Consider the following 21,046-nt stretch of genomic DNA (forward strand, 5'->3'; position numbering starts at 1 on the left):
CGAAAGATCGTTAAGGGTTCGGGTGGCGTTGGTGGAAGGCGGCCGCTCGGGTCTCGGCGCTACTGGTTCGGCTCTGCCGAGAGAACCCACCACATGATCGAGGGAGAGTCCTCTATCTCACGACCACGAGGGGTGTTCAGCGGGCTACCCGATTGATCCGGAATCATCGATCTGTGGTACATAATGCGCACGATCAGTTACGGTGAGTAGGAGGTTTGGTAGATGGTGCGGTATCTGCCGGGAGCCACGATCGACCCCGTAGTGGATGATTTGCCGCACCTGGATTGCGGCATGGAGTGGTGGTACTTCCACACCCACCTCACGACCGAGCATGGTGACGACGTCGGCCTGGTCCTTGTGTTCACCCGCCACCTGGCGACGCGTGCTGAGGGGGAGCCGCTGCGCGCGCATTTCGCCATGATCGGACGGACCGATCACACGGCTGGAAGGCACACGAGTGCGGTGTGGGTTGATCGAGGCTGGATCGACACCGTGCGCACCACGATCACGAACGACGCGGTCATGGATCCCGGTGTGCGGCAGGCGCTTGTGGAACTCTTCGACGACGGCACCCCGGTCGCTCCCGACCTGCTCATGGGCGGCGAGGTGATGATCGCCGAGCGGGAGCTCGATTTGCGTTACGGCGATGTCGCGACATTGCGAAAGCTGGCGGACGGCTCTTATCACGTCACGTTTCACGACGAAACGCAGTCGTGCGATCTGGTCTTGACGCCTGTGAAGCCGCCCATCATCCAGCACGATGAGGTGTTTCAGGTCAGGTTTCAGGGCCCGGAGTCGCAGGCGTTCTCTTACTTCGCCCCAAGCATGGCGGTGCAAGGCCGCATCGGGAACGCCACAGTGTCCGGCAGCGGCTGGTACGAGCACACCTTCGGCTCGGAGTACCTGCGGCCGGACGGGGACCAGCGTTACCCGGACGGTACTTGGAACTGGACGGGGATCCAGCTGGACAACGGCTGGGAGATCAGCGCGGCGACGATCGACCACATCGACGTCAACTCCCGCCGAAGCATGTTCACCCAGCGGTTCGCCACCGCGTACTCGCCGGACTGCGAGCGGGTGTCCTGCGATGTCGAGTTGGTCGGTGACCGGCCGTGGACATCACTGTCCTCGTTGAACACCTACCCCACGCGATGGACCTTGTCCGCGCCCGCGCTGGAACTGGACGTCGTCGTCGAAGCCGAGCTCCCGCAGCAGGAAATCCTCACGATGGTCACCCACGGCTCCTATCTGGAGGCTTGCGCGAACGTGCGCGGCACCATGCGGGGCGAACCGGTGTCGGGCCGCGCGTTCATCGAAGGGATGCCTGCCAACAGGGTCGCGCGGATCGAGGAGTTCCTCGGGCGTCTTCGGGACGTCACGCACGACGAGGTGCGCAAGCTGTACCCGGATTCCCCGAGCGAAGCGCTCACCGCGGCACTCGCCGCGCGGGAGGCATCCGGCGCACCCCACGCGGTCGTGTACGACGCTATGGTCCGGCCCCTGCGCTACGTCTCGGACACATCCGGCCGGGGATGGCGGTCGTTTGTCACCTGCGCCGCGCTCGAACTGTTCGGTGTGCGGGCCGAGCAGTACCGGCAGCTGCTCGCCGTGACCGAGCTGATCCACGCGGGCTACCTCATGGTCGATGACGTGGAAGACGACTCGCCGATGCGGCGGGGCGAGCCGACTGCGCATTTGGTGTTCGGCGCGCCAACGGCCATCAACGCGGGTACCGCTTCCTACTTCGTGCTTGACCGCGTCCTGGCCGAAGTCCTGCCGGACGAGCGGCGCCGCTTACGCGCTTACGAGATCTACCTACGGGCAATGCGGGGTGCGCACGTGGGGCAGGGCATCGACATCACTGGACACCACGACGCCATGAACCTCGCGGTCGCGACCGGTGATCCGACCGCGTTGCTAGATGGTCTGCGCTGGGCGCAGCGGCTCAAGACCGGTGCCTACTCCCGTACGCTGGCCGAGATCGGCGCACTGGCCGCCGGGGCGAGCGATGAGCAAATTACTGCTATGGGCAACTACTTCGAGGCTGTCGGGCTGGCGTATCAGATCACCGACGACGTGATGGACCTCGACGGTGTCACAAACCGCCTGCCGTCTGGCGAGGTCCGCGCTACCAAGCACATCGGCGAGGACTTGCGCGCGGGCAAGGTGACGATGCCGCTGGCGCAGGCGGTGGGACGGTTGCCGCACGACCGGATGGCCGCTATCTGGACGGCCGTGCGTGACGGCAACGCCGACGACGCGAACGTGCGAGAGGTCGCTGCCGCACTGGCGGAGTGCGGCGCGGTGCAGGCCTGCTACGACGACGCCAAGGCGCAGGTCGACGCGGCGTGGGCCTCGCTGGACCCGTTGCTGCCCAAGAGTTTCGCCAAGGCAATGGTGCGCGCCCTTGGCTTCTACGCCTCGCTGCGAGAACACGAGCCTGCAGCGGGCGACCACGAGGCCGCAGCGGGCGAATACGTCAACAGTGGACAGTGAACGATGGTCCTTCGCGTGAACGAGCTATACCACCGCTACGGCAAGCGCCAGGTCTTGCGTGGCGTCACCTTCGAGGTTTTGCCCGGCAGCCTCGTCGGGGTTGTCGGCGAGAACGGAGCGGGCAAGACGACGTTGCTGCGCATCCTGTGCGGCGAGCTGACCCCCACCAACGGAACGGCCTCGGTGAGCGGACGGCTCGGCTACTGTCCTCAGCATGTGGTGCTGAACGACGCGTTCACCGTCGCCCAGCACCTCGCCTTCTTCCAGGTGGCGTACGGACTTCCCGACCTCAGCTACGCCCACGAGTTGATTGACGTACTACAGTTCGCGGACTTTCTCGATGAGCGCGTCGGTGTGCTGAGCGGCGGTACGCGGCAGAAGCTGAACCTGACCATCGCGCTCATGCACGACCCGGACGTGCTACTGCTGGACGAGCCCTACCAGGGCTTCGACTGGGAGACCTACCTGCGGTTCTGGGAACTTGCCCAGCGGTTGCGCGACCGCGGCCGCTCGGTGCTGGTGATCTCCCACCTCGCCTACGACGCCGACCGCCTCGACACGCTGCACCGCCTTGCGGCGGGCGTCCTGTGCGAAGGCTCTACTTCCCACGGAGGCCGGTAGATGTGGTGGACGCGCTTCGGTACTGCCACCCGGATGGCGTTGCTCGAACACCTTCGCAATCGCCTCGCCATGTGGCTGGTGGCGCTATATGTGCCGATCTGGCTGACCCTGGCCTACACGATAATCGCGAACATGCCCGTCCAGTTCTACCTGCGCGCCACGGACCAAACCGTGCTTGCGCAAGGCAACGAGCTGACCCAGATCTCGGGCGCGCTCAACGCCGTCACCCAGATCGTCGGCTTCATGATGTTCACCGTCACGTTCAAATCCAGCGCGTTCGACCGACGGCTTGCGATGGCGGGATACCCGCGCGGCCACCTGCTCGCCGCCAAGGTGGTCGCCCTCGTGCTGGTCTCAACCGTGCTCTCCTGCTACGCCACCGCGATCACGTGGTGCTTCTGGCATCCCCAGCAGCCGTTGCTGCTCGCGGTGAGTGTGTTCACCGACGCGCTGACCTACGGCGCGCTCGGCGTGATGCTGGGCGCGTTGCTGCGTGGCGAACTTGAAGGCATGTTCCTCATCGTCATGATCAGCATCATTGACATCTCACTGCAGAACCCGATCCCTAACCCCGCCGCGGACAGCGACTTCCTCCGCATCTTGCCGTCCTACGGAGCGATGCAAGCCGCGACCACCGCTGGATTTACCACAGTTATCCCCGTCGCACACCTGCTGCTGCAGCTGTCCTGGTGCGCCCTGCTCACCGTCATGGGACTGCTGGCGTTCCTGCGGCGGACCCGCGACCAAAACCGTGGTGGCCGCGTGTCCACGACAACCGGGATTCCCGCAACATAGTCGGGCTTGCCGTCGTCTCGAGCATCCCGGTCTTCGACCACCAATTACCGCCAGGCCCGTGAGGGAGGTCCTGACGTCTACCGGCGCGGTCGAAGTCCAGGCGCCACGGGTCAACGGACAAGCGCACCGACACGCTATTTGCCTACCTCCGACATGATCGCAGCTGGGACACCACGGCAGCGGAGCTGCAGATCCACAGACAGACACTCTCTTATCGGCTCAAGCGATCTCCGAGGAAACGAGCCGCGACTTGACACGCACCGCAGACCTGTCTGCGCTGTCTGGGCGCCTCAATTCCCGGCAGGCGTAATTTGCGGTCGGTCAGCACGGAGAGCCGTACGTCTGTTAGCCGCGCGGGCGCGAGGTGACCCGCGAGCCGGCCGAACCATCCGGTGGCGTCGGTCAGCACGGAGCCGGTGCCGGGGTGGACGGTTCCCAGTGATTGCCGAGTTGGCGTCTTCATCTGCAGCGATGCTTAAACAAGCCCCACAGGATGTACGACGAGATTGCCCAGGCTGCACGACGAGGGCGGGGTGAGCCTCTGTCGGCGAACAGGGGAGTTTCACGACGAGGTTGCTCGCGGCCACTTCCCGACACACCCATCTGAGTGACGATCCCAGGATCATTTGCGGACTCCCACGAAAGTGTCCTCCGATAGCGAGCTCAAAGCAGCAACGAGCAATGTTTGACAGGTCGCGACGGCAGAACGATTACGGTGTGGGGTAGGGATGGCGAGGCAGACTATCAGCGCGTTGGACACGGTGTTCCTGTGCCTGGAGCGGGAGCTCACTCCTATGCATCTCGGTGCCGTCGCGGTCTTCGGACCTGGTCGGCCGGTCGACGGTGCACGGCTGGTGGAGCTGATCGCCGACCGGGCCTCACGTCAACCCCGCCTGCGCCTGCGCGTCAACAAATCATGGCGGGTACCCGGTCACGCCCACTGGGAACCCCAGCCCGGCTTCGACGCGGAAAACCACGTGGCCGCGCGCCACCTGCCCTGCCCGGGCGGGGAGCCCGAGCTGGAAACGCTGGTCTCCGAACTCATGAGCTTTCCGCTGGATGTTTCCGGACCGCTGTGGGAAATCCACGTGATCATGGGTCTCGAGGGCGACCGTTTTGCTGTGTTCGTCAAGCTCCACCACGCGCTGGCCGATGGCGCGAGTGCCGTCGAGCTCGGCCTCGGCCTGTTGGACGGCTTCACCCCGGAGGACACCCTGCCCGAGCACACGATCCCGCCGAGCATCCTCGGCGCCGCTGCCTCAATGCTGAGCGACCCGGGGAAAGCGCGCCAGGTGTTCGACGAGACTCTCTCTGCCGCAAGTGACTTCCTGCAGGTGTTGCGTCGGCCTGAGACGGTCGAGATCGCCACGTCCGTGCTCGGCCACCTTCGGCTGGCCCACCGCTCACCCTTGGCGGCTCCGCACACCGTCGCCAAGCGCGTCGACATGCTCACCCTGCCCCTAGCAGATCTTCGCCGCATCAAGCGTCGTTACGGCGGCACCACGAACGATATCGTGCTCGCCATCGTCACCGGAGCGCTGCGGCAGTGGCTGGCCACCCGGGGCCACCCGGTCCACGAGCTCGACCTGCGCGCGCTCATTCCCGCCCAACACCGCCAGACCAACGACTCGGGCAACAACCAGCTCTCCGCCTACCTCTGCGACCTACCCGTCCATGAGCCCGACCCGTCGGCCAGACTCGCGCTGATCCAAAGCTCCATGCGCCGCAACAAGTCCAAGGGGCCCACCTGCGGTGCCGGTGCACTGCCCGTGCTGGCCTCTCAACTGCCGCCGCTGCTGCACCAGTTCCTCACTCCGATCGCCGCACACGCCGCCCACCTGCTATTCGACACCGTGATCACCAACGTGCCCCTGCCCGACATCGAGGTCTCCCTGGACGGCGCCCGCCTGCACCAGCTCTATCCCCTGGTGCCGTTGCCCGCCGGGCACGCCCTGTCCATCGCCGCCTGTCCCTACCGGGACAACGTCCACATCGGACTCCTTGCGAACCGAAGCGCACTGCCCGACATCGAAAAGCTCCACCACGCCCTGCCACGCGCGCTCGCCGAACTCGACGACCTCGTGCAATGATGCCCCCTGCGTCAACCTCGAGATCGAAGTCTGGCTGCGGCGGCGGGTTCGCCGCCGTGCAGGGCGGGATCGTAGAGTGTGCCGCTGGACCGGGTCTGTGGAGCAGTCGACGGGTGAGGAAGCCGCGTGGGCGGGCCCTGGCGAACAGTCGGGATGTGCTGGCGCGGGTAGCGACGCGGGCGTGGATTGTGTTGTGGTGCGCGGTAGGCAGGCGCAAGAAGGAAGTCACGGTGTTGGCTGGGGGTGTCGTGGTCCTCGCGAAGCGCGGCATACAACTGATCCAGCAGACCCACGATCCCCTCAGCGGCATACCGGTGCAGCCACCGATCCACCGTTCCGGCCAGGATTCGGGGCGAATTCTGGCGCTGACGCTGGCGAGCCCGCTAGGGGAGACGGGGCTGTCGCACTGGTCGAGCCAGGAGATGGCCGCCGATATCAAGCGCACCGAGGGCGTGGCCGTCTCTCACAACGATGTGGCGAAACTGTGGGCGTGACAACGGGTTGCCGTGGCTGGGCGCACGGTCAAGATCGTTCCGGCGTCTCTTCCGCGAGGGCAAGGGACGGCACTTGCTCCGGCGGCTGCCCGTTGGCGTGGTCTCGGCTTGCGGGGCGGTCGTGCTGGTCCGGTTGGGTGTGGTTGGCCCGGACCGGCGTTCGCCCCCATGTGAAGGAAAGCGCTCGGTCTTCGCCGCCGTCGTGATCGTGGGTTGTGGTTTCCGGGTCGGTGTGGCGATGATCGGCCACGGTCTCGACGATGTTGTCGTTTTCTGACGGCATGTTCTGTTGGTTGCGTGCTCGTGGCTGGAGGATGAGGCCGGCTGCGCTGGCGGTGATGGTGCAGCCCAGGGCGATGGCCCAGCCGTGGGGTAGTAGGGGCGTGGAGCCGAAGAAGTGGCTGAGGCCGGGGGTTTGCACGATGGCGGCCAGTGCCGCCATCGATGCGAGCGCGCCGGCCACGACGAGTGGGGTGCGTCCGCGGATGACCAGGGTCTGGCCGAGTTGGGCGCCGACGAGTGCGACGAGCGCGACGGTGTCGGCGTGTCGGCGGGTTCCGGTGGCGCGGCCGAGGAACCAGGCGGTGAACGCGGATGCGGCGGTGATGATGCCGCGCCGGTAGATGTCGCGGTGCAGTGCGGCGCCGAGGGAGGCGTCGGGTCCTTCTTCCAGGAGCATTTCCGGTGTGATCTCTGGTGGGGGACGCACTGCGATCGCCATCGCCGGGATGACGTCGGTGAGGAGGTTGACGAGGAGCATTTGGCGGGCGTTCATCGAGCCGCCGGGGGTGAGTAGGCCGGTGGCGACGGTGAAGAGGATTTCGCCGAGGTTGCCGCCGAGCAGCAGGGCCAGGGAGTCGCGCACTGAGGCCCACATGGCGCGTCCTTCGACGATGGCGTCCACGATTGTTTCGATGCGGTCGTCTGTGACTACGACGTCGGCGGCTTCCCGGGCGGCGGGTGTGGCGCGTTCGCCGAGGGCGATGCCGATGTCGGCGATTCTGATCGCGGGGGCGTCGTTGGCTCCGTCGCCGGTGACGGCGACGACGCGGTCGGTGCGTTGCAGTGTGTGGACGATGCGTGCTTTGTGCGCTGGGGTGGTGCGGGCGAATACCGCGACGTTGGCGGCTTTGGCGGCCAGTTCGTCGTCGGTGAGGGTGTCGAGGTCGGTGCCGGTCATGATCTGGTGGCCGCCCAGGATGCCGAGTTCGGCGGCGATGGCTTCGGCGGTGCTGGGGTGGTCGCCGGTGATCATGATGATCTGCACGCCGGCTTGCTGTAGTTGGTCCACGGCGGCGGCTGCGGTGGGGCGGACCGGGTCGGCCAGGGCGATCAGGCCGGTCAGCCGGAGGTTGCGCAGGCGGGAGTCGTCGAGGTCGCGGCGGCCGGTGGCGGGTCGTTCGGCGACGGCCAGCACGCGGTATCCCTGGCGGGCCAATCGGTCGAATTCCTTTTCCACTCCCAGGCGTGCGGCATCGTCGAGGGCCACGTCTGCGTTGTCGCGGCGCCAGTGGGTGCATTGGGCGAGTACGACCTCCGGCGCGCCCTTGATGCTGAGCAGGTGGTTGTTGCCGACCCGTCCGAGCACCATGTGGTAGCCCCTCGAAGGTTCGAAGGGGAGTTCCTCGACGAGTTGCCAGCCCGCGGTGCCTTCGCTGGGCTGCACCCCGAGGTCGCGGGCACCGTTGACGACTGCGCGGTCGGTGGGGTGCGGCAGGAGTTCACCGTTGTCGGCCAGCGGGCTGGCGCGCAGTGCTGCCGCGAGGATCTTTCTATCCGCTGTGGATAGGTTTTCGATGGTGCGGGTGGTGGCCCCGTTGGATACCCCGCGTAGGGCGATGCGTCCTTCGGTGAGGGTGCCGGTCTTGTCGAAGCACAGCACGTCCGCTCGGCCCAGTGCTTCGATTGTCGAGGAATTGTGTACGAGGGCACCGCGTTTCGACAGTCGCCGGGCTGCGGCCAGTTCGGCGACGGTGGCGACGAATGGCAGGCCTTCTGGGACGGCGGCGACGGCCAGGCTTACGGCTCGGCCGAGGGCCGCGCCGATGGGTTGCCGCCGGATGAGGTCCGCGACCAGTAGCAGTCCGCCGGCTCCGATGGCAATTGGCACGGTGACTTTGGTCAGGGTCCGCAGGCGCGCCGCCACCCCGCCGGGACGGTCCGGGGCGTCGTCGGGGATTGCCGCGCTGCCGGCTTCGGTGGACGCGGCGGTGGCGACGACGACTGCGACGGCGCGTCCGGCTGCGATCGCGGTGCTTTGGTAGAGCATGCAATGCCGGTCGGCGACCGCTGCCGCGGGGGTGGCGGCGGTGGTTTTGGTGACGAGTTGGGATTCGCCGGTCAGGCTGGATTCGTCGACTTCGAGCCCGTCGGCTTCCAGCAGGCGGCAGTCCGCGGGGACGGCGTCGCCTGCCACCAGGTCGATGACGTCGCCGGGTACGAGTTCGTCGGCGGGCACGCGGGTGCGTTTGTCCTTGCGGCGCAACGCGACCGGGATCGCGGTGGCATCCAGGAGTTTGCGCAATGCGCGGTCGGCGGTGACCCGTTGCACGCCGCCGATCAGCGCGTTCAAGCCCAGCACGCCACTGATGATGACCGCGTCGGCGGTCGCTCCGATGGTGGCGGAGATTGCGGCGCCTCCGGCCAGCGCGGGTGTCAGCGGGCTTGCCAATTCGTCCAGGCTCGCGAGGATCAGGCTGGTGCGGCCCGGCTGTGAGTGGTCCTGGCGACTGAGTGCGCGCTGTTGCGCATCGCCCTCGGTCAGGCCGTTCGGTGAGCTACCGAGGAGTTCCAGCACTGTGGACGGGGACATGGTGTGCCAGGGCGTGCGGGCGGTGTCGGACGGTACGGGGCGCCGGCCCGCTTGCATGCCCCAATATGTTCCGGCGCCGAGGGCCAGCAGCGCACAGGTGGAGACGGGCACGGCCGCGCGGGCCTGGCTGCCGATGGCGGGTCCGAGTGCGGCCAGCAGGGCGCCGCTGGCGGAGCCGATGACGGCGAGTTGGGCGCTGCGCCGGCTGACGGTGCGCGCGGTGGGGATCAACCGCAGCAGGGCGCACGCCTCGCCAAGGCCGGGTCCGGTGATCAGGTGCGCGCCCCACGGGGGTGGTCCGTGGCCGGTGACGCCGATTCCGAGGTCGGCGGCGGCCAGGCCCGCGCGATTGCGCGTCGAGATCACGGCGACGCCGTGGCCTTCGGCCTGCAACTCCCGCACGAGCGTCCCGCGCCGGCGGGAGCGATGCGATCGGCATCGAATTGACCCGCAAGCCGCGTGTCCGCTCCGGCGAGCACAACCGAGCCCACCTCGCGGGCCGTGGCGAGAAGCTCGTCGGTCAGGGGCGCCAGTTCCTCCTCGATTTCGACGAGGGCGACGGGGTGCCCGCCTCGGTGGAGGGTGCAGGCTCTTATGCCCCGGTCGGTGCCCTGACGAATCCTGTTTTCCAGCTCCACGTGCGGCAGATCCCCGGTTCGCGCCCTCGAGAGCGCCCAGCCGTCTTCTACCGCATCTGATTGCGTCATCACGCTGACCAAGGCGTGTGCCCGCTCCCACAATCCCGCGATGTCGACTTCGCCGTTGAGCGGAATCACGTCGCGCACCCGCTGTGTTCCGGTGCGCAGGGCCGTCGTGTCGATTACGGCCGTGTCGATCCGGTCCAGCCTTCGCAGGATTTGTGGGTCGAGCACCAGCGCATGGCGTTCGGAGAGCGCGATCCCGAGCTGTGCCGCGAACGCGTCTCGGCCCAGCCCGGCGGCTCGTGGCACCCCTGCCACCAGAAACCCCTGTGCCCGCAGCAGGCTACGTGTCACCGCCAGGGTTCCGAGGAAGGCTGCGGGCCCGGCAACGGCCGAGGCGTTCGCGACGCGTTCGATCGGTCCGCCCGGCAGCGGTGCCGGGCGGGCGCCCACGTCGACGGGCTCACACCGGTGGTACTCGGGCCGGTCGCCGAGCTCGGCTTCCCGCCGCGCCCAGCTTCGCTGCACCGCCTGGGACTCCCGTACCAAGCAGAACCGATGCGCGGCATCTGACAACAAGGTCGTCGGCCGCTGGGCCAGGGTGTTCGCCGCAGCGCTGCCGAGGCCGAACAACAAATCCGTGGCCGACGCGCCCAGCCGCGACTGGACGGCGGCGCGAGTCCCCTGCACGGAGTCAGCGGTGGAGATCAACGCCGGAATGGACGGTGGCACGGCGGGTACCGGCAGCCAGCGGGCCGCCACGGCATAACCCACACCCGCGAGGTTCGCCCCCATCACCACCGTGTTGCCGAACATCCTGGCGACATCGCCTGGGCGCACCGCGCCGGTCTCGCAGCGGGGACGCTCGCCCATGCCGCAGGCCTGCTCGGCGTCTTCCACGGCGCTGACCAGTTCAGCGAGCTCGATCGATTCCGGGTCGTGCCCTACGACCACTCGCCCCAGCGCTGCGTTGACCTCGGCCCACCGCACGCCAGGAAGCTGCGTGAGCCGATCGGTGATCTGCTCGGCCGCCGATTCGGTCCCCCGCTCGTGCACGCCGCGCACCGCGATGTGCGCGCGCCCGTCCGCGGCCCACGCCCGCCGACTGTCGCCGCCACCCAAGACACCGCGCGCGACGACCAACGCTGGCGCCGCGAGCTGCGACGCCAGCGTCTTCAACCCACCAAGCGCGGTCACGCCCCCGTGCGGTCTGAGCGAGCCCCGGACCGCGCCGGTGCTGAACCCGAGGTTCCCTCACTGGCCCGCTGCGCGACCACCGTACCGACACCGATCGCGGCCGCCACCGGCCACTCGATCACCGACAATGCCGCCAGCGCTCCCAGGCCGCCGTAAAACGCCAACTGCCCAGGAGAGGGAAGGTTCTCCCGCACGCTGTTGACCACGCCCGCGACATCCTCACGACCCGGGATGTGCACCTCCGGACGACGAAACTCCCCCATGCCAAATGGCAGCTTCACCATCGCAGCCCGCGGGCTACTGGCGTTCCCCGACGCGCCCTGTGAGCGACCACCACGGGAACCACTGGTGCGTCCCGCTTCAGACTTCGCGTTCGGGGGTTTCGTAGCCACGACGTCTCCTCAAGCAGAACTGACAACGAGTAAGCCGTGAGACTACGTTCGGTGAAGGTCCATTGAAGACTCGAAATCCGGGTTATGCCCTGTTCGAGCGACGATGACCCACTATTGCGAATCTTGGACCCAGCGCTTGTGCAGCGTGTCCGAGCAGCGACAAAACAGACAACTCGCACGTGGGGCGAATACCACGCTTCCTGCGTCTTCAGTTACTGGCCGTGGACGCAAGCGGTGTCACCTGCCCCCTGGCGTGGTGGCCGTTCACTGGCGATCTGATATGCACCGCCATCGCGGCCCGACGACTCACGGTCACCGGCTTTCCGAGGCGGTCACGTCGGCCAGCGCGTGATGCACAGCTCCGCGTCCGGGTCCGTCGGGCGCACCGCGCCCAAAAATAGATCAGGTGCGGCAATGAGCCCCTTTTCGCAATTGATCAGAAGGGCCTTAAGCCACAACCCGGCGCGGTTTTCACCAGTGCGGACGTCCGCCGCCAAGCAGAGAGGCCCCGTCCGGTGATTCGGACGTACAGCTGAAAAGTTGAGCGTGGGTGCGGGCAGACCTACGCTCGTTCAAGAGGTGGCCGACGCTCGGCCGAACATCCAAGAATCTGGCCTGCTAAGAGGGTTCTTTTCGAACCGGTGACCCGCCTCATCGCTTGGCCGCAGCTCCACCCGGCCTTTCTTGACCAGGCTCGTCGATGCAGTGCGGGCGTAGACCGTCATCGAGAGCACGGGGGCGTAGCGATGACCGATCTGGACACGCTTTCGGTGAACACGATTCGCGGTCTGTGCATGGACGCGATCCAGCAGGCGAATTCCGGGCACCCCGGGACTCCGATGGGCATGGCGCCTGTTGCATACACGCTGTGGCAGCGGTTCTTGCGCTTCGATCCTGCCGATCCCATCTGGCCGAACCGCGACCGTTTCGTGCTCTCCGAGGGCCACGCCTCCGCCCTGCTCTGGTCGCTTCTGCATCTGACCGGCGTCCGCGCGGTCGATCCCGACTACGAGGTGCTCGGCCGCCCGGCGGTAACCCTCGACGATCTGAAGTCCTTCCGGCAGCTCGATTCGCGTTGTCCCGGTCACCCCGAGTACAGGTGGACGAGCGGCGTCGAGACGACCACCGGACCGCTCGGCCAGGGGGTCGCCACCTCCGTCGGTATGGCGATCGCCGGCCAGTGGCTGGCGGCGAGATTCAACCGCGACGACTTCACGCTTTTCGACTTCGACGTGTACGCGCTCGCCGGGGACGGCTGCATGATGGAGGGCATCTCCGCCGAGGCGGCTTCGATGGCCGGGCACTTGCAGTTGTCCAACCTGTGCTGGATTTACGACTCCAACCGGGTCACCATCGAGGGCCACACCGACATCACCTTCACCGAAGACGTCGCCGCTCGCTTTCTGGCCTACGGCTGGAACGTGACCACCGTTACCGATGCCAACGACCTCGATCAGATCGGCCGCGCCTTCCGCACCTTCCAGGCCGAGACCGGGCGTCCCACCCTGGTTCTGGTACACAGTCACATCGGCTACGGTTCGCCGGTCGAGGACTCACCGAAAGCGCACGGAGCGCCGTTCGGGCCGGAGGGGGTCAGAGCCACCAAGCGCGTCCTCGGAATCCCGCTGGATGAAGACTTCCACATTCCGGACAGCGTGCCCGGCTGGTTCGCCCAGGGCATCGGTGCGCGGGGCGCCGAGTTGCGCACCGGCTGGGCGAAGACGTTCGATGCCTACCGCAGCGCATATCCCGATGTCGCCGAGGAGCTGGAGCGGATCCAGCGTCGGGAACTCCCAGACGGTTGGGACACCGCGCTGCCCACCTTCCCGGCCGATCCGTTGGGCTTGGCGACTCGCGATTCGTCCGGCCAGGTGCTGAGCGCCGTGGCCGAGGCGGTTCCCTGGATCCTCGGCGGGTCCGCCGACTTGGCACCGTCGACCAAGACCCGGCTCACATTCGGCGGAGCGGGCGATTTCCAGCCCGACGACCGGTCCGGGCGCAACCTGCACCTCGGCGTCCGGGAGCACGGGGCTGCCGCCGTCGCCAACGGAATGGCGCTGACGAAGCTCCGTCCGTACTGGTCCGGGTTCCTGATCTTCTCCGACTACGCCAAGGCAGCCATCCGCCTCTCCGCGTTGATGGAGATCCCCACCGTCCACATCTTCACCCACGACTCCATCGGGGTCGGCGAGGACGGACCCACTCACCAGCCCGTCGAGCAGCTCGCCGGGCTGCGCGCAACACCCGGGCTGCTGGTCTTCCGCCCCGCCGATGCGAACGAGGTCGTCGAAACCTGGCGAGTGGTCACCGCCCTCCGCCGGGAGCCCGCAGCGCTGATCCTCTCCCGCCAGGCCCTTCCCACCTTCGATCGCAGTCGACTCGGGGCGGCCAGCGGTGTCGCACGGGGTGCCTACGTGCTGGCAGACGTGCCCTCGGGCGAGCCCAAGGTGATCCTGCTGGCCACCGGCTCCGAGGTGTCGTTGGCCTTGGCCGCGCATGACGAGCTCACCGCCGAGGGCATCGCGTCCCGGGTGGTGAGCATGCCGTGCTGGGAGTTGTTCGACCGTCAGCCGCAGGAGTACCGCGATCAGGTGCTGCCGCCCGCGGTGACGGCCAGGGTCGCGGTGGAACAGGCCTCCACGCTCGGCTGGGACCGGTATGTCGGTGCAGGCGGAGGCATCCTGGGTATGCACACCTTCGGCGCGTCCGCACCCCTCAAACAGCTGCTCACGAAGTTCGGATTCACACCTGAGCGCGTCTCGCAGGTGGCACGCGAACTGGTCCGGGTTGAGGAGGCGATGACGTGAAAGCGACTCAGACCCTGCACGAGCTCGGGCAGAGCCTGTGGCTCGACAACATCACTCGCGACATGCTCGACTCCGGTCGGCTCCAGCACTACATCGATAACTACTCAGTCACCGGTCTGACGTCGAACCCCTCGATTTTCGACAAAGCCATCTCTTCCGGCTCGTACAACGCGGCCATCCGTGCCAGAACGGCGTCAGGACAGCCGGATGAGGAACTCTTCTTCGAACTGGCCATCGAGGACCTCCAGCGAGCTGCCGATCTCTTCCTGTCCATCCACGAGCGAACTGACGGTGTGGACGGTTGGGTTTCCCTGGAGGTCTCGCCGCTTCTGGCGTATGACACCGCGCGGACCATCGAAGCGGCGAAGGCACTGCACGCGCGAGCGGGCCGGAGCAACCTGTTCATCAAGATCCCCGGTACCCCCCAAGGACTCCCGGCTATCACCGAGTGCATTGCTTCGGGCGTACCGGTGAACGTCACTTTGTTGTTCTCGGCCGACCACTACCGGGCTGCCGCCGACGCGTACCTGGCGGGCGTCGAGCGAAGGGCGGAGCGCGGACTCGATCCGGCCGTGGGCTCGGTGGCCTCCGTTTTCATGTCCCGCTGGGATGCCGCTGTCAGCAGCGAAGTACCGGAGGAACTGCGGGACCGGCTCGGCGTCGCGGTCGGACAGGACACGTACCGGGCGTACCGCAGCCTGATGGACTCGGACCGGGTACAACGCCTGGAGAACGTTGGTGCACGCATGCAGCGGTTGCTGTGGGCGAGTACCCGCACCAAGGACCCCGACGCGTCGGACACGCTGTACGTCCACGGACTCGCCGCGCCGTTCACGGTCAACACGATGCCCGATGAGACGCTCAAGGCTTTTTACGATCACGGCGAGGTGGGGGAGCCCATGCCCGTCGACGGCAACGGCTGCGACGCGACGCTGGCGCGGTTCGCCGACGCAGGCGTGGATGTCGCGGCGCTCGCTGCCAAGCTCCAGAGCGACGGCGCGGCATCCTTCGTTGCCTCCTGGAACGATCTTCTGGCCTGCATCTCCGCACAGCGCGACGCCCTTGTCCGCCCCTCCTTCTGACCCGAACCGACCGATCCGAGGGCCGCGAGATGTCCATAACGCCCCTCCGGCAACAGCCGTCGTGGAAGGCACTCGAACAACATCACGCCGAGATCGGAACCGTCCATCTGCGTGAGCTGTTCGCTCAGGATCCGGGCCGCGGTGAGCGCTTGTGCGCGGAGGCGGCCGGCCTTTACCTCGACTACGCCAAGAACCGCGTCACCGGCGAGACGATGCGCCTGCTGTGCGAGCTGGCCCGGGAGTGCGGAGTGGAAGAGCGCAGGGACGCGATGTTCCGCGGCGAGCACATCAACGTCTCGGAAGACCGCCCGGCGCTGCACGTGGCCCTGCGCATGCCGAGGGGGAGTTCGCTCGTTGTCGACGGCGTCGACGTCGTCGCCCAGGTCCACTCCGTCCTGGACCGCATGGCCGCGTTCGCCCAGCGCATCCGGTCGGGCGACTGGAAGGGGCACACCGGAAAGCCAATCAGGAACATCGTCAACGTCGGCATCGGCGGCTCCGACCTCGGGCCGGTGATGGCGTACGAGGCGCTGCGCCACCACACCCAGCGCGGCCTGACATTCCGCTTCGTGTCCAATGTGGATGCAACCGACTTCGTCGAGGCGGTTCGCGATCTCTCCCCGGAGGAGACCCTCTTCATCGTCTCCTCCAAAACCTTCGGCACGCTGGAAACCCTCACCAACGCCCGTTCGGCGCGCGACTGGCTGGTCAACGCCCTCGGCGGCGAGCAGGCCGTCGCGCAGCACTTCGTCGCGGTCTCGACGAATGCGCCGCGCGTGGCGGAATTCGGCATCGACACGGCGAACATGTTCGAGTTCTGGGACTGGGTGGGCGGTCGTTATTCGATGGACTCCGCCATCGGTCTCTCCACCATGATCGCGCTCGGACCCGAGCAGTTCCACGACATGCTGGCGGGCTTCCACGACATGGACGAACACTTCCGCACGGCCCCGCTCGAGGCGAACCTGCCCGGGCTCATGGGACTCCTCACCGTCTGGTACGCGGAGTTCTTCGGGGTCCAGACCGTCGGAGTCATGCCCTACGAGCAGTATCTGCAGCGGTTACCTGCCTACCTGCAGCAACTCACGATGGAGTCCAACGGCAAACACGTGACCCTGAAAGGAACAGCGGTCGACTACGACACCGGACCCGTCTACTGGGGTGAGCCGGGCACCAACGGTCAGCACAGCTTCTACCAGCTCATCCACCAGGGAACCCGGCTGGTACCGGTCGATCTGATCGGCTTCGGAAAGAGCCTCAACCCGCTCGGCGACCACCACGACATCCTGTCGTCCAACATCTTCGCGCAAGCCGAGGCGCTCGCCTTCGGCAAGACCGAGCAGGAAATCCGGGCTGAGGTCACCCCACCCGAGGTCGTTGCGCACCGGGTGACGGAAGGCAACCGCCCCACCAATGTGCTGCTCGGCGAGGTCCTGACACCTCATCTGCTCGGCGCACTCGTCTCGCTCTACGAGCACAGCGTGTTCACCCAAGGGGTGATCTGGGACATCGACTCGTTCGACCAGTGGGGGGTGGAGCTCGGCAAGGTGCTCGCGGCACGGATCATCCCCGAACTTACCTCCGACGCCGAACCGGAACTCGCCCACGACTCGTCGACCAACGCCCTCATCCGCCGTTACCGCGCCCTGAAACGCTCGGGCCCGTACCCAGGAGAGCAGCCATGACAACCGACACCCCCACTCAGCTCGGCATGATCGGACTCGGCCGGATGGGCGCGAACCTCGCGCGCCGGCTGCTGCGCGACGGCCACCGCTGCGTGGTTTACGACCTCAACGAAAGCGCAGTAAAGGAGCTGGAAGACGAGGGCGCCGTCGCCGCCGGATCGCTCGGCGACCTGGTGGCGAAGCTGGAGCGGCCACGGGCCGCCTGGCTCATGCTCCCGGCCGCCGTCGTACAGCCCACCCTCGACCAGCTGACCGAGCTCCTCGACCCGGACGACACAGTCATCGACGGCGGCAACTCCTACTACCGCGACGACATCATCCGGGCAGCGCAGCTTGCTCCTCGCCGCATTCATTACCTGGATTGCGGTACCTCGGGTGGTGTCTGGGGACTGGAACGCGGCTACTGCCTCATGATCGGCGGCGAGACCGAACCCGTCGCTCGACTGGATCCCATTTTCCGGACCATCGCGCCCGGCGCCGGCGCCGCCGAGCCGACACCGAGCAGGCGGGCCAACGGGACGGCGCCGGACGGCTATCTGCACTGCGGTCCGAGTGGAGCCGGGCACTTCGTGAAGATGGTCCACAATGGGATCGAGTACGGGATGATGGGCGCGATCGCCGAGGGCCTCAGCATCATCGAGCACGCGGACGCCGGGCATCGCAAGCACACCGCCGACGCCGAAACCGCCCCGCTACGCGAGCCGGAGTTCTACCGGTACGAGATCGATATCGGCCAAGTAGCCGAAGTATGGCGCCGCGGCTCGGTCGTGGGCTCCTGGCTCGTCGACCTGACCGCTGACGCACTTGCCCGGTCACCGAAGCTGGAGGAATTCACCGGGCGCGTCTCGGACTCCGGCGAAGGGCGATGGACCGTACTGGCGGCGGTCGATGAAGGCGTACCTGCCGCCGTGATCACCACGGCGCTCACCGAGCGGTTTCAGTCCCGAGGCCTTGGCGAGTTCGCCGACAAGCTCCTGTCCGCCATGCGCAGCGAGTTCGGCGGACACGCCGAGAAAAGGAGTCGATCGTGACACGCCCGGACGACCACGTGATCGTGCTCTTCGGCGCTACCGGCGACCTCGCCAAGCGCAAACTGCTGCCCGGACTGTTCCACCTCGCCTGCGCAGGTCTCCTGCCTGACGGCTACCGCATCGTGGGCTCGGGTCGGGCGCACTCCGCACTGAACGACGATGCGTTCCGCAAACACGCGCACGATGCGGTCTCCACCTTCGGACGCTGCGAGCCGTCCGGGCCGGTGTGGGAATCCTTCGCGGACTCGCTGTCGTTCGCCGCATCCGACCCACCGGATGCCGGCCCGCTGCTCGCGGCCGTGCGGGCAGCAGAGGACTCCCTCGGCGGGCAGCCACGCAGACTCTTCCACTTGGCCGTGCCGCCCGCCGCGTTCGGATCCATCATCGGAATGCTCGGTGACACGGGCCTGGCGGAGAAGTCGAAAGTGATCGTGGAGAAGCCCTTCGGCACGGATCTCGCTTCGGCACGAGCGCTCAACCAGACGATCCACGCCGTCTTCGACGAATCGCGGATCTTCCGCATTGATCACTTCCTCGGTAAGGAGTCGGTGGACAACATCCTCGCCCTCCGCTTCGCCAACGGCATGTTCGAACCCATCTGGAACCGGGACCACATCAGCCATGTACAGATCGACGTGCCCGAGACGCTCGGACTCGAGGGCCGTGCCCATTTCTACGAAGGCACCGGAGCATTCCGGGACATGATCGTCACACATCTGATCCAGGTGCTGGGCATCGTGGCGATGGAACCGCCTGTCTCGCTCGCTGCCCAGCCATTGCGCGACGAGAAAGCCAAGGTCTTCGCAGCGTTGCGCCCCATCGAAACCGGGCACGTGGTACGCGGCCAGTACGACGGCTACCGCGACGAACCGGGAGTCGCCCCCGATTCGCAGACCGAGACGTTCACCGCGCTGCGGATCGAGGTCGATAACTGGCGCTGGGCAGGTGTGCCGTTTTACCTGCGCTCCGGTAAGAAACTCGCACAGCACCACGAGGTCATCACCCTCGGCCTGCGCGAGCCGCCCCTGAGGATGTTCCCCATCGATTTGCCCCAGCAGGAGAACTACCGAAGCAACAAGATCGTGATCGACTTCGCGGACCCCGGGTGGATCGCCGCCTGCTTCCTGGCGAAAGAGCCCGGCCCCACCATGCGACTCGCACCAGAAGCAATGACCTTCCGCTACGCGGACTCCTTCTGCCAGGAACACGGGCTCGAAGGCTACGAACGATTGATCCTGGACGCCATGCTGGGCGACCAGTCGCTGTTCACCCGGTCGGACGGCATCGAGCGCATCTGGGAAGCATCGACCCCGTTGCTCGAGAATCCACCGCCGGTACATTTGTACGCCCCCGGCTCATGGGGTCCCGAACCGGCCGTCAGCGAACTGATCGCGCCACACCAGTGGTATCTGGAGGACGCCGGCGACGTCGTGCGGAGATAGATTCGGCCTGACGGTCACTACTCGGGGACCAGGCCCATAGGCCTCAACACCTGGCCAGGCACAGGAGACGGGCGGCGCTGGGCCGGGGCGCGTCCGATGGGCCGGCGAGGTGCGGGATTCGGTGGCGGTGGCGGGATCGGGAGGGTGGTCGGTTTGGCCTTGGTGAGCGTGATCGGTTCGCCGTGATGGGAGGTGTGCACGGCCTCTCCGCGGCGCAGCTCGTACGTCGCCTCGTCGCGGTGGATGGTGCCGCAGATCGGGCCCCATCCAGCGGGTAGCCAGACAAGTCGCCGAACGATCAGGAGGTGATCGTCCAGCGATCAGGACTTGACCAGAAGCTCGTCGTCGCTTGCCGGTGTAAGTCCGGTCCGGGTAGCTACCAGTTCGTGCCTTGCGGCATGTGCTTCACTGGTCGGCCAAGGCCGATCTGGGACGACGGTTTCATTTGCGTCATCGGCAACGTAGTTCGCCAGCGGCGCCCTCCTGCGACTACTCGAGCAGGACGACAAATCGTCCGCGCACGCCGCCCTCCTGTAGCCGGCGGAGGCTGTCGGGGATCTGGTCGAAGGTGATCGGGATCGTGTCGGCGCGGATCATGCCATCGGCCAGGAGGTTGAGGGCTCCGACAAATTCGTGTTGCTCGCCGTTGGAGGCACCCACGTAGGTCAGGTCCTTGAGGACCACCTTCTGGGCGGAGATCGTCGTCATCTCGACCGCGAGCCCGATCTGGACCACCCGCCCGGATGGTCTAACGGCGTCGATTGCAGACGCGGTAGTCGTTCCGAAGCCGGCGAAGTCCACGATCACGTCAAGGTTCTGTGCTTCGAAGTCCCGGATATCGGCCGCGACACCGCTTGCCCCGAGGGCCCGCGCGGCATCCTGGGCGGCTGAGTTGGTGTCGGCGACGTAGATGGCGGCGCCTGCGGCGAGGGCGATCTGTGCGCCGAGGGAGCCAAGACCGCCGAAACCGACGATGCCGACGTTCTGGTCTTTGGTGACATGCCCGGCGGTGTGGATCGCCCGGTAGGCGGTGCGGCCCGCATCTGTGGCTGGTGCCGCTTGTTCGTAGGAGACCTCGTCGGGTATCCGGACGGCGAGAGCGGCCGGGAGGCGGACCAGTTCGGCGAAGCCACCGTTCATGGCGGTGCCGGGTCCGTCGGTGACGGCAGGCACGCCGACCCGGTCGCCGACGGCGAAGTTCCCGACGCCGCTGCCCACAGCCGTGACCTCGCCGGCGATCTCGTGGCCGAGAACGATCGGCAGATGTCCGAGAAGCGCGGTGATGGTCCCATCCATGAAGCTGACGTCGCTGTGGCACAAGCCGGAGGCCTTGACGGCGACGACGATCTCGCGCGGGCCGGGTTCGGGATCCGGCAGGGTTGTCATCTGCAGCGGCTCTCCTACCGCGGTGAACTGCCATGCGCGCACGGTGAATCTCCTAACCGCCTGCGTGCTCGGCGA

The 21,046-nt window shown here is 66.9% G+C and carries 14 protein-coding genes and 1 pseudogene; 11 read left to right on the forward strand and 4 right to left on the reverse strand.

What is annotated here, in order from left to right; translation table 11 throughout:
* Nucleotides 1-222: 222 nt before the first annotated feature.
* From SSPN_RS47515 to SSPN_RS49650, 6 genes and pseudogenes are all read left to right on the forward strand, one after another.
* The gene (locus SSPN_RS47515) at nucleotides 223-2,496 is read left to right on the forward strand and encodes a polyprenyl synthetase family protein (RefSeq protein ID WP_010314620.1); all 2,274 of its coding nucleotides are present in this window, start codon (nucleotides 223-225) and stop codon (nucleotides 2,494-2,496) included.
* Nucleotides 2,497-2,511: 15 nt separating this feature from the next.
* On the forward strand, nucleotides 2,512-3,117 hold the full coding sequence (locus SSPN_RS0135990; protein ID WP_010314621.1) for an ABC transporter ATP-binding protein: 606 nt from the start codon (nucleotides 2,512-2,514) through the stop codon (nucleotides 3,115-3,117).
* 69 nt (nucleotides 3,118-3,186) lie between these two features.
* Nucleotides 3,187-3,912: an ABC transporter permease gene (locus SSPN_RS0135995; protein WP_203218538.1), complete on the forward strand. Its 726-nt coding sequence runs from the start codon at nucleotides 3,187-3,189 to the stop codon at nucleotides 3,910-3,912.
* 140 nt (nucleotides 3,913-4,052) lie between these two features.
* Nucleotides 4,053-4,166, forward strand: a pseudogene (locus SSPN_RS61020) (helix-turn-helix domain-containing protein); the annotation flags it as partial.
* Between the two features lie 474 nt (nucleotides 4,167-4,640).
* Nucleotides 4,641-6,002 carry a wax ester/triacylglycerol synthase family O-acyltransferase gene (locus SSPN_RS0136000; protein ID WP_010314625.1) on the forward strand — a complete coding sequence of 454 codons (1,362 nt, stop codon included), beginning with the start codon at nucleotides 4,641-4,643 and terminating at the stop codon, nucleotides 6,000-6,002.
* A gap of 113 nt (nucleotides 6,003-6,115) precedes the next feature.
* On the forward strand, nucleotides 6,116-6,496 hold the full coding sequence (locus tag SSPN_RS49650; protein WP_010314626.1) for a hypothetical protein: 381 nt from the start codon (nucleotides 6,116-6,118) through the stop codon (nucleotides 6,494-6,496).
* A 28-nt stretch (nucleotides 6,497-6,524) separates the two neighbouring features.
* Here SSPN_RS49650 and SSPN_RS47525 read toward each other — a convergent pair whose 3' ends face one another.
* The 3 genes from SSPN_RS47525 to SSPN_RS47530 are packed head-to-tail and all read right to left on the reverse strand — an operon-like array spanning nucleotide 6,525 to nucleotide 11,409.
* Nucleotides 6,525-9,710: a cation-translocating P-type ATPase gene (locus SSPN_RS47525; protein ID WP_049887723.1), complete on the reverse strand. Its 3,186-nt coding sequence runs from the start codon at nucleotides 9,708-9,710 to the stop codon at nucleotides 6,525-6,527.
* Entirely contained in the window at nucleotides 9,671-11,146 is a 1,476-nt protein-coding gene (locus SSPN_RS54070; protein WP_049887724.1) for a heavy metal translocating P-type ATPase, read from the reverse strand. The genes SSPN_RS47525 and SSPN_RS54070 overlap by 40 nt, the downstream gene beginning before the upstream one ends.
* Nucleotides 11,143-11,409, reverse strand: a complete 267-nt coding sequence (locus SSPN_RS47530) for a hypothetical protein (RefSeq protein WP_049887725.1) — start codon at nucleotides 11,407-11,409, stop codon at nucleotides 11,143-11,145. Before SSPN_RS47530 ends, SSPN_RS54070 begins: the two co-directional genes overlap by 4 nt.
* 875 nt (nucleotides 11,410-12,284) lie before the next feature.
* On the opposite strand from SSPN_RS47530, the gene tkt reads away from it, so the two are divergent.
* Genes tkt through zwf form a run of 5 tightly spaced genes read left to right on the forward strand, consistent with a single transcriptional unit; the run spans nucleotide 12,285 to nucleotide 19,585 of the window.
* On the forward strand, nucleotides 12,285-14,345 hold the full coding sequence (gene tkt, locus SSPN_RS0136020) for a transketolase (RefSeq protein ID WP_010314629.1): 2,061 nt from the start codon (nucleotides 12,285-12,287) through the stop codon (nucleotides 14,343-14,345).
* Nucleotides 14,342-15,427, forward strand: a complete 1,086-nt coding sequence (tal, locus tag SSPN_RS0136025; protein WP_010314631.1) for a transaldolase — start codon at nucleotides 14,342-14,344, stop codon at nucleotides 15,425-15,427. Before tkt ends, tal begins: the two co-directional genes overlap by 4 nt.
* Before the next feature lie 29 nt (nucleotides 15,428-15,456).
* Complete coding sequence (gene pgi / locus SSPN_RS0136030) at nucleotides 15,457-17,112, forward strand: glucose-6-phosphate isomerase (RefSeq protein ID WP_010314633.1); 1,656 nt, start codon at nucleotides 15,457-15,459, stop codon at nucleotides 17,110-17,112.
* On the forward strand, nucleotides 17,109-18,143 hold the full coding sequence (gene gnd / locus SSPN_RS0136035; RefSeq protein WP_010314636.1) for a phosphogluconate dehydrogenase (NAD(+)-dependent, decarboxylating): 1,035 nt from the start codon (nucleotides 17,109-17,111) through the stop codon (nucleotides 18,141-18,143). Before pgi ends, gnd begins: the two co-directional genes overlap by 4 nt.
* A complete protein-coding gene (gene zwf / locus SSPN_RS0136040) occupies nucleotides 18,140-19,585 on the forward strand; it encodes a glucose-6-phosphate dehydrogenase (RefSeq protein WP_010314638.1) in 1,446 nt (481 codons plus the stop codon). Before gnd ends, zwf begins: the two co-directional genes overlap by 4 nt.
* A 489-nt stretch (nucleotides 19,586-20,074) precedes the next feature.
* On the opposite strand, the gene SSPN_RS0136045 is transcribed toward zwf, so the two are convergent.
* Nucleotides 20,075-21,013, reverse strand: a complete 939-nt coding sequence (locus SSPN_RS0136045) for an alcohol dehydrogenase catalytic domain-containing protein (RefSeq protein ID WP_010314640.1) — start codon at nucleotides 21,011-21,013, stop codon at nucleotides 20,075-20,077.
* Nucleotides 21,014-21,046: the final 33 nt, after the last annotated feature.

It is taken from the genome of Saccharopolyspora spinosa NRRL 18395 (genome assembly GCF_000194155.1).
Lineage (GTDB): Bacteria > Actinomycetota > Actinomycetes > Mycobacteriales > Pseudonocardiaceae > Saccharopolyspora > Saccharopolyspora spinosa.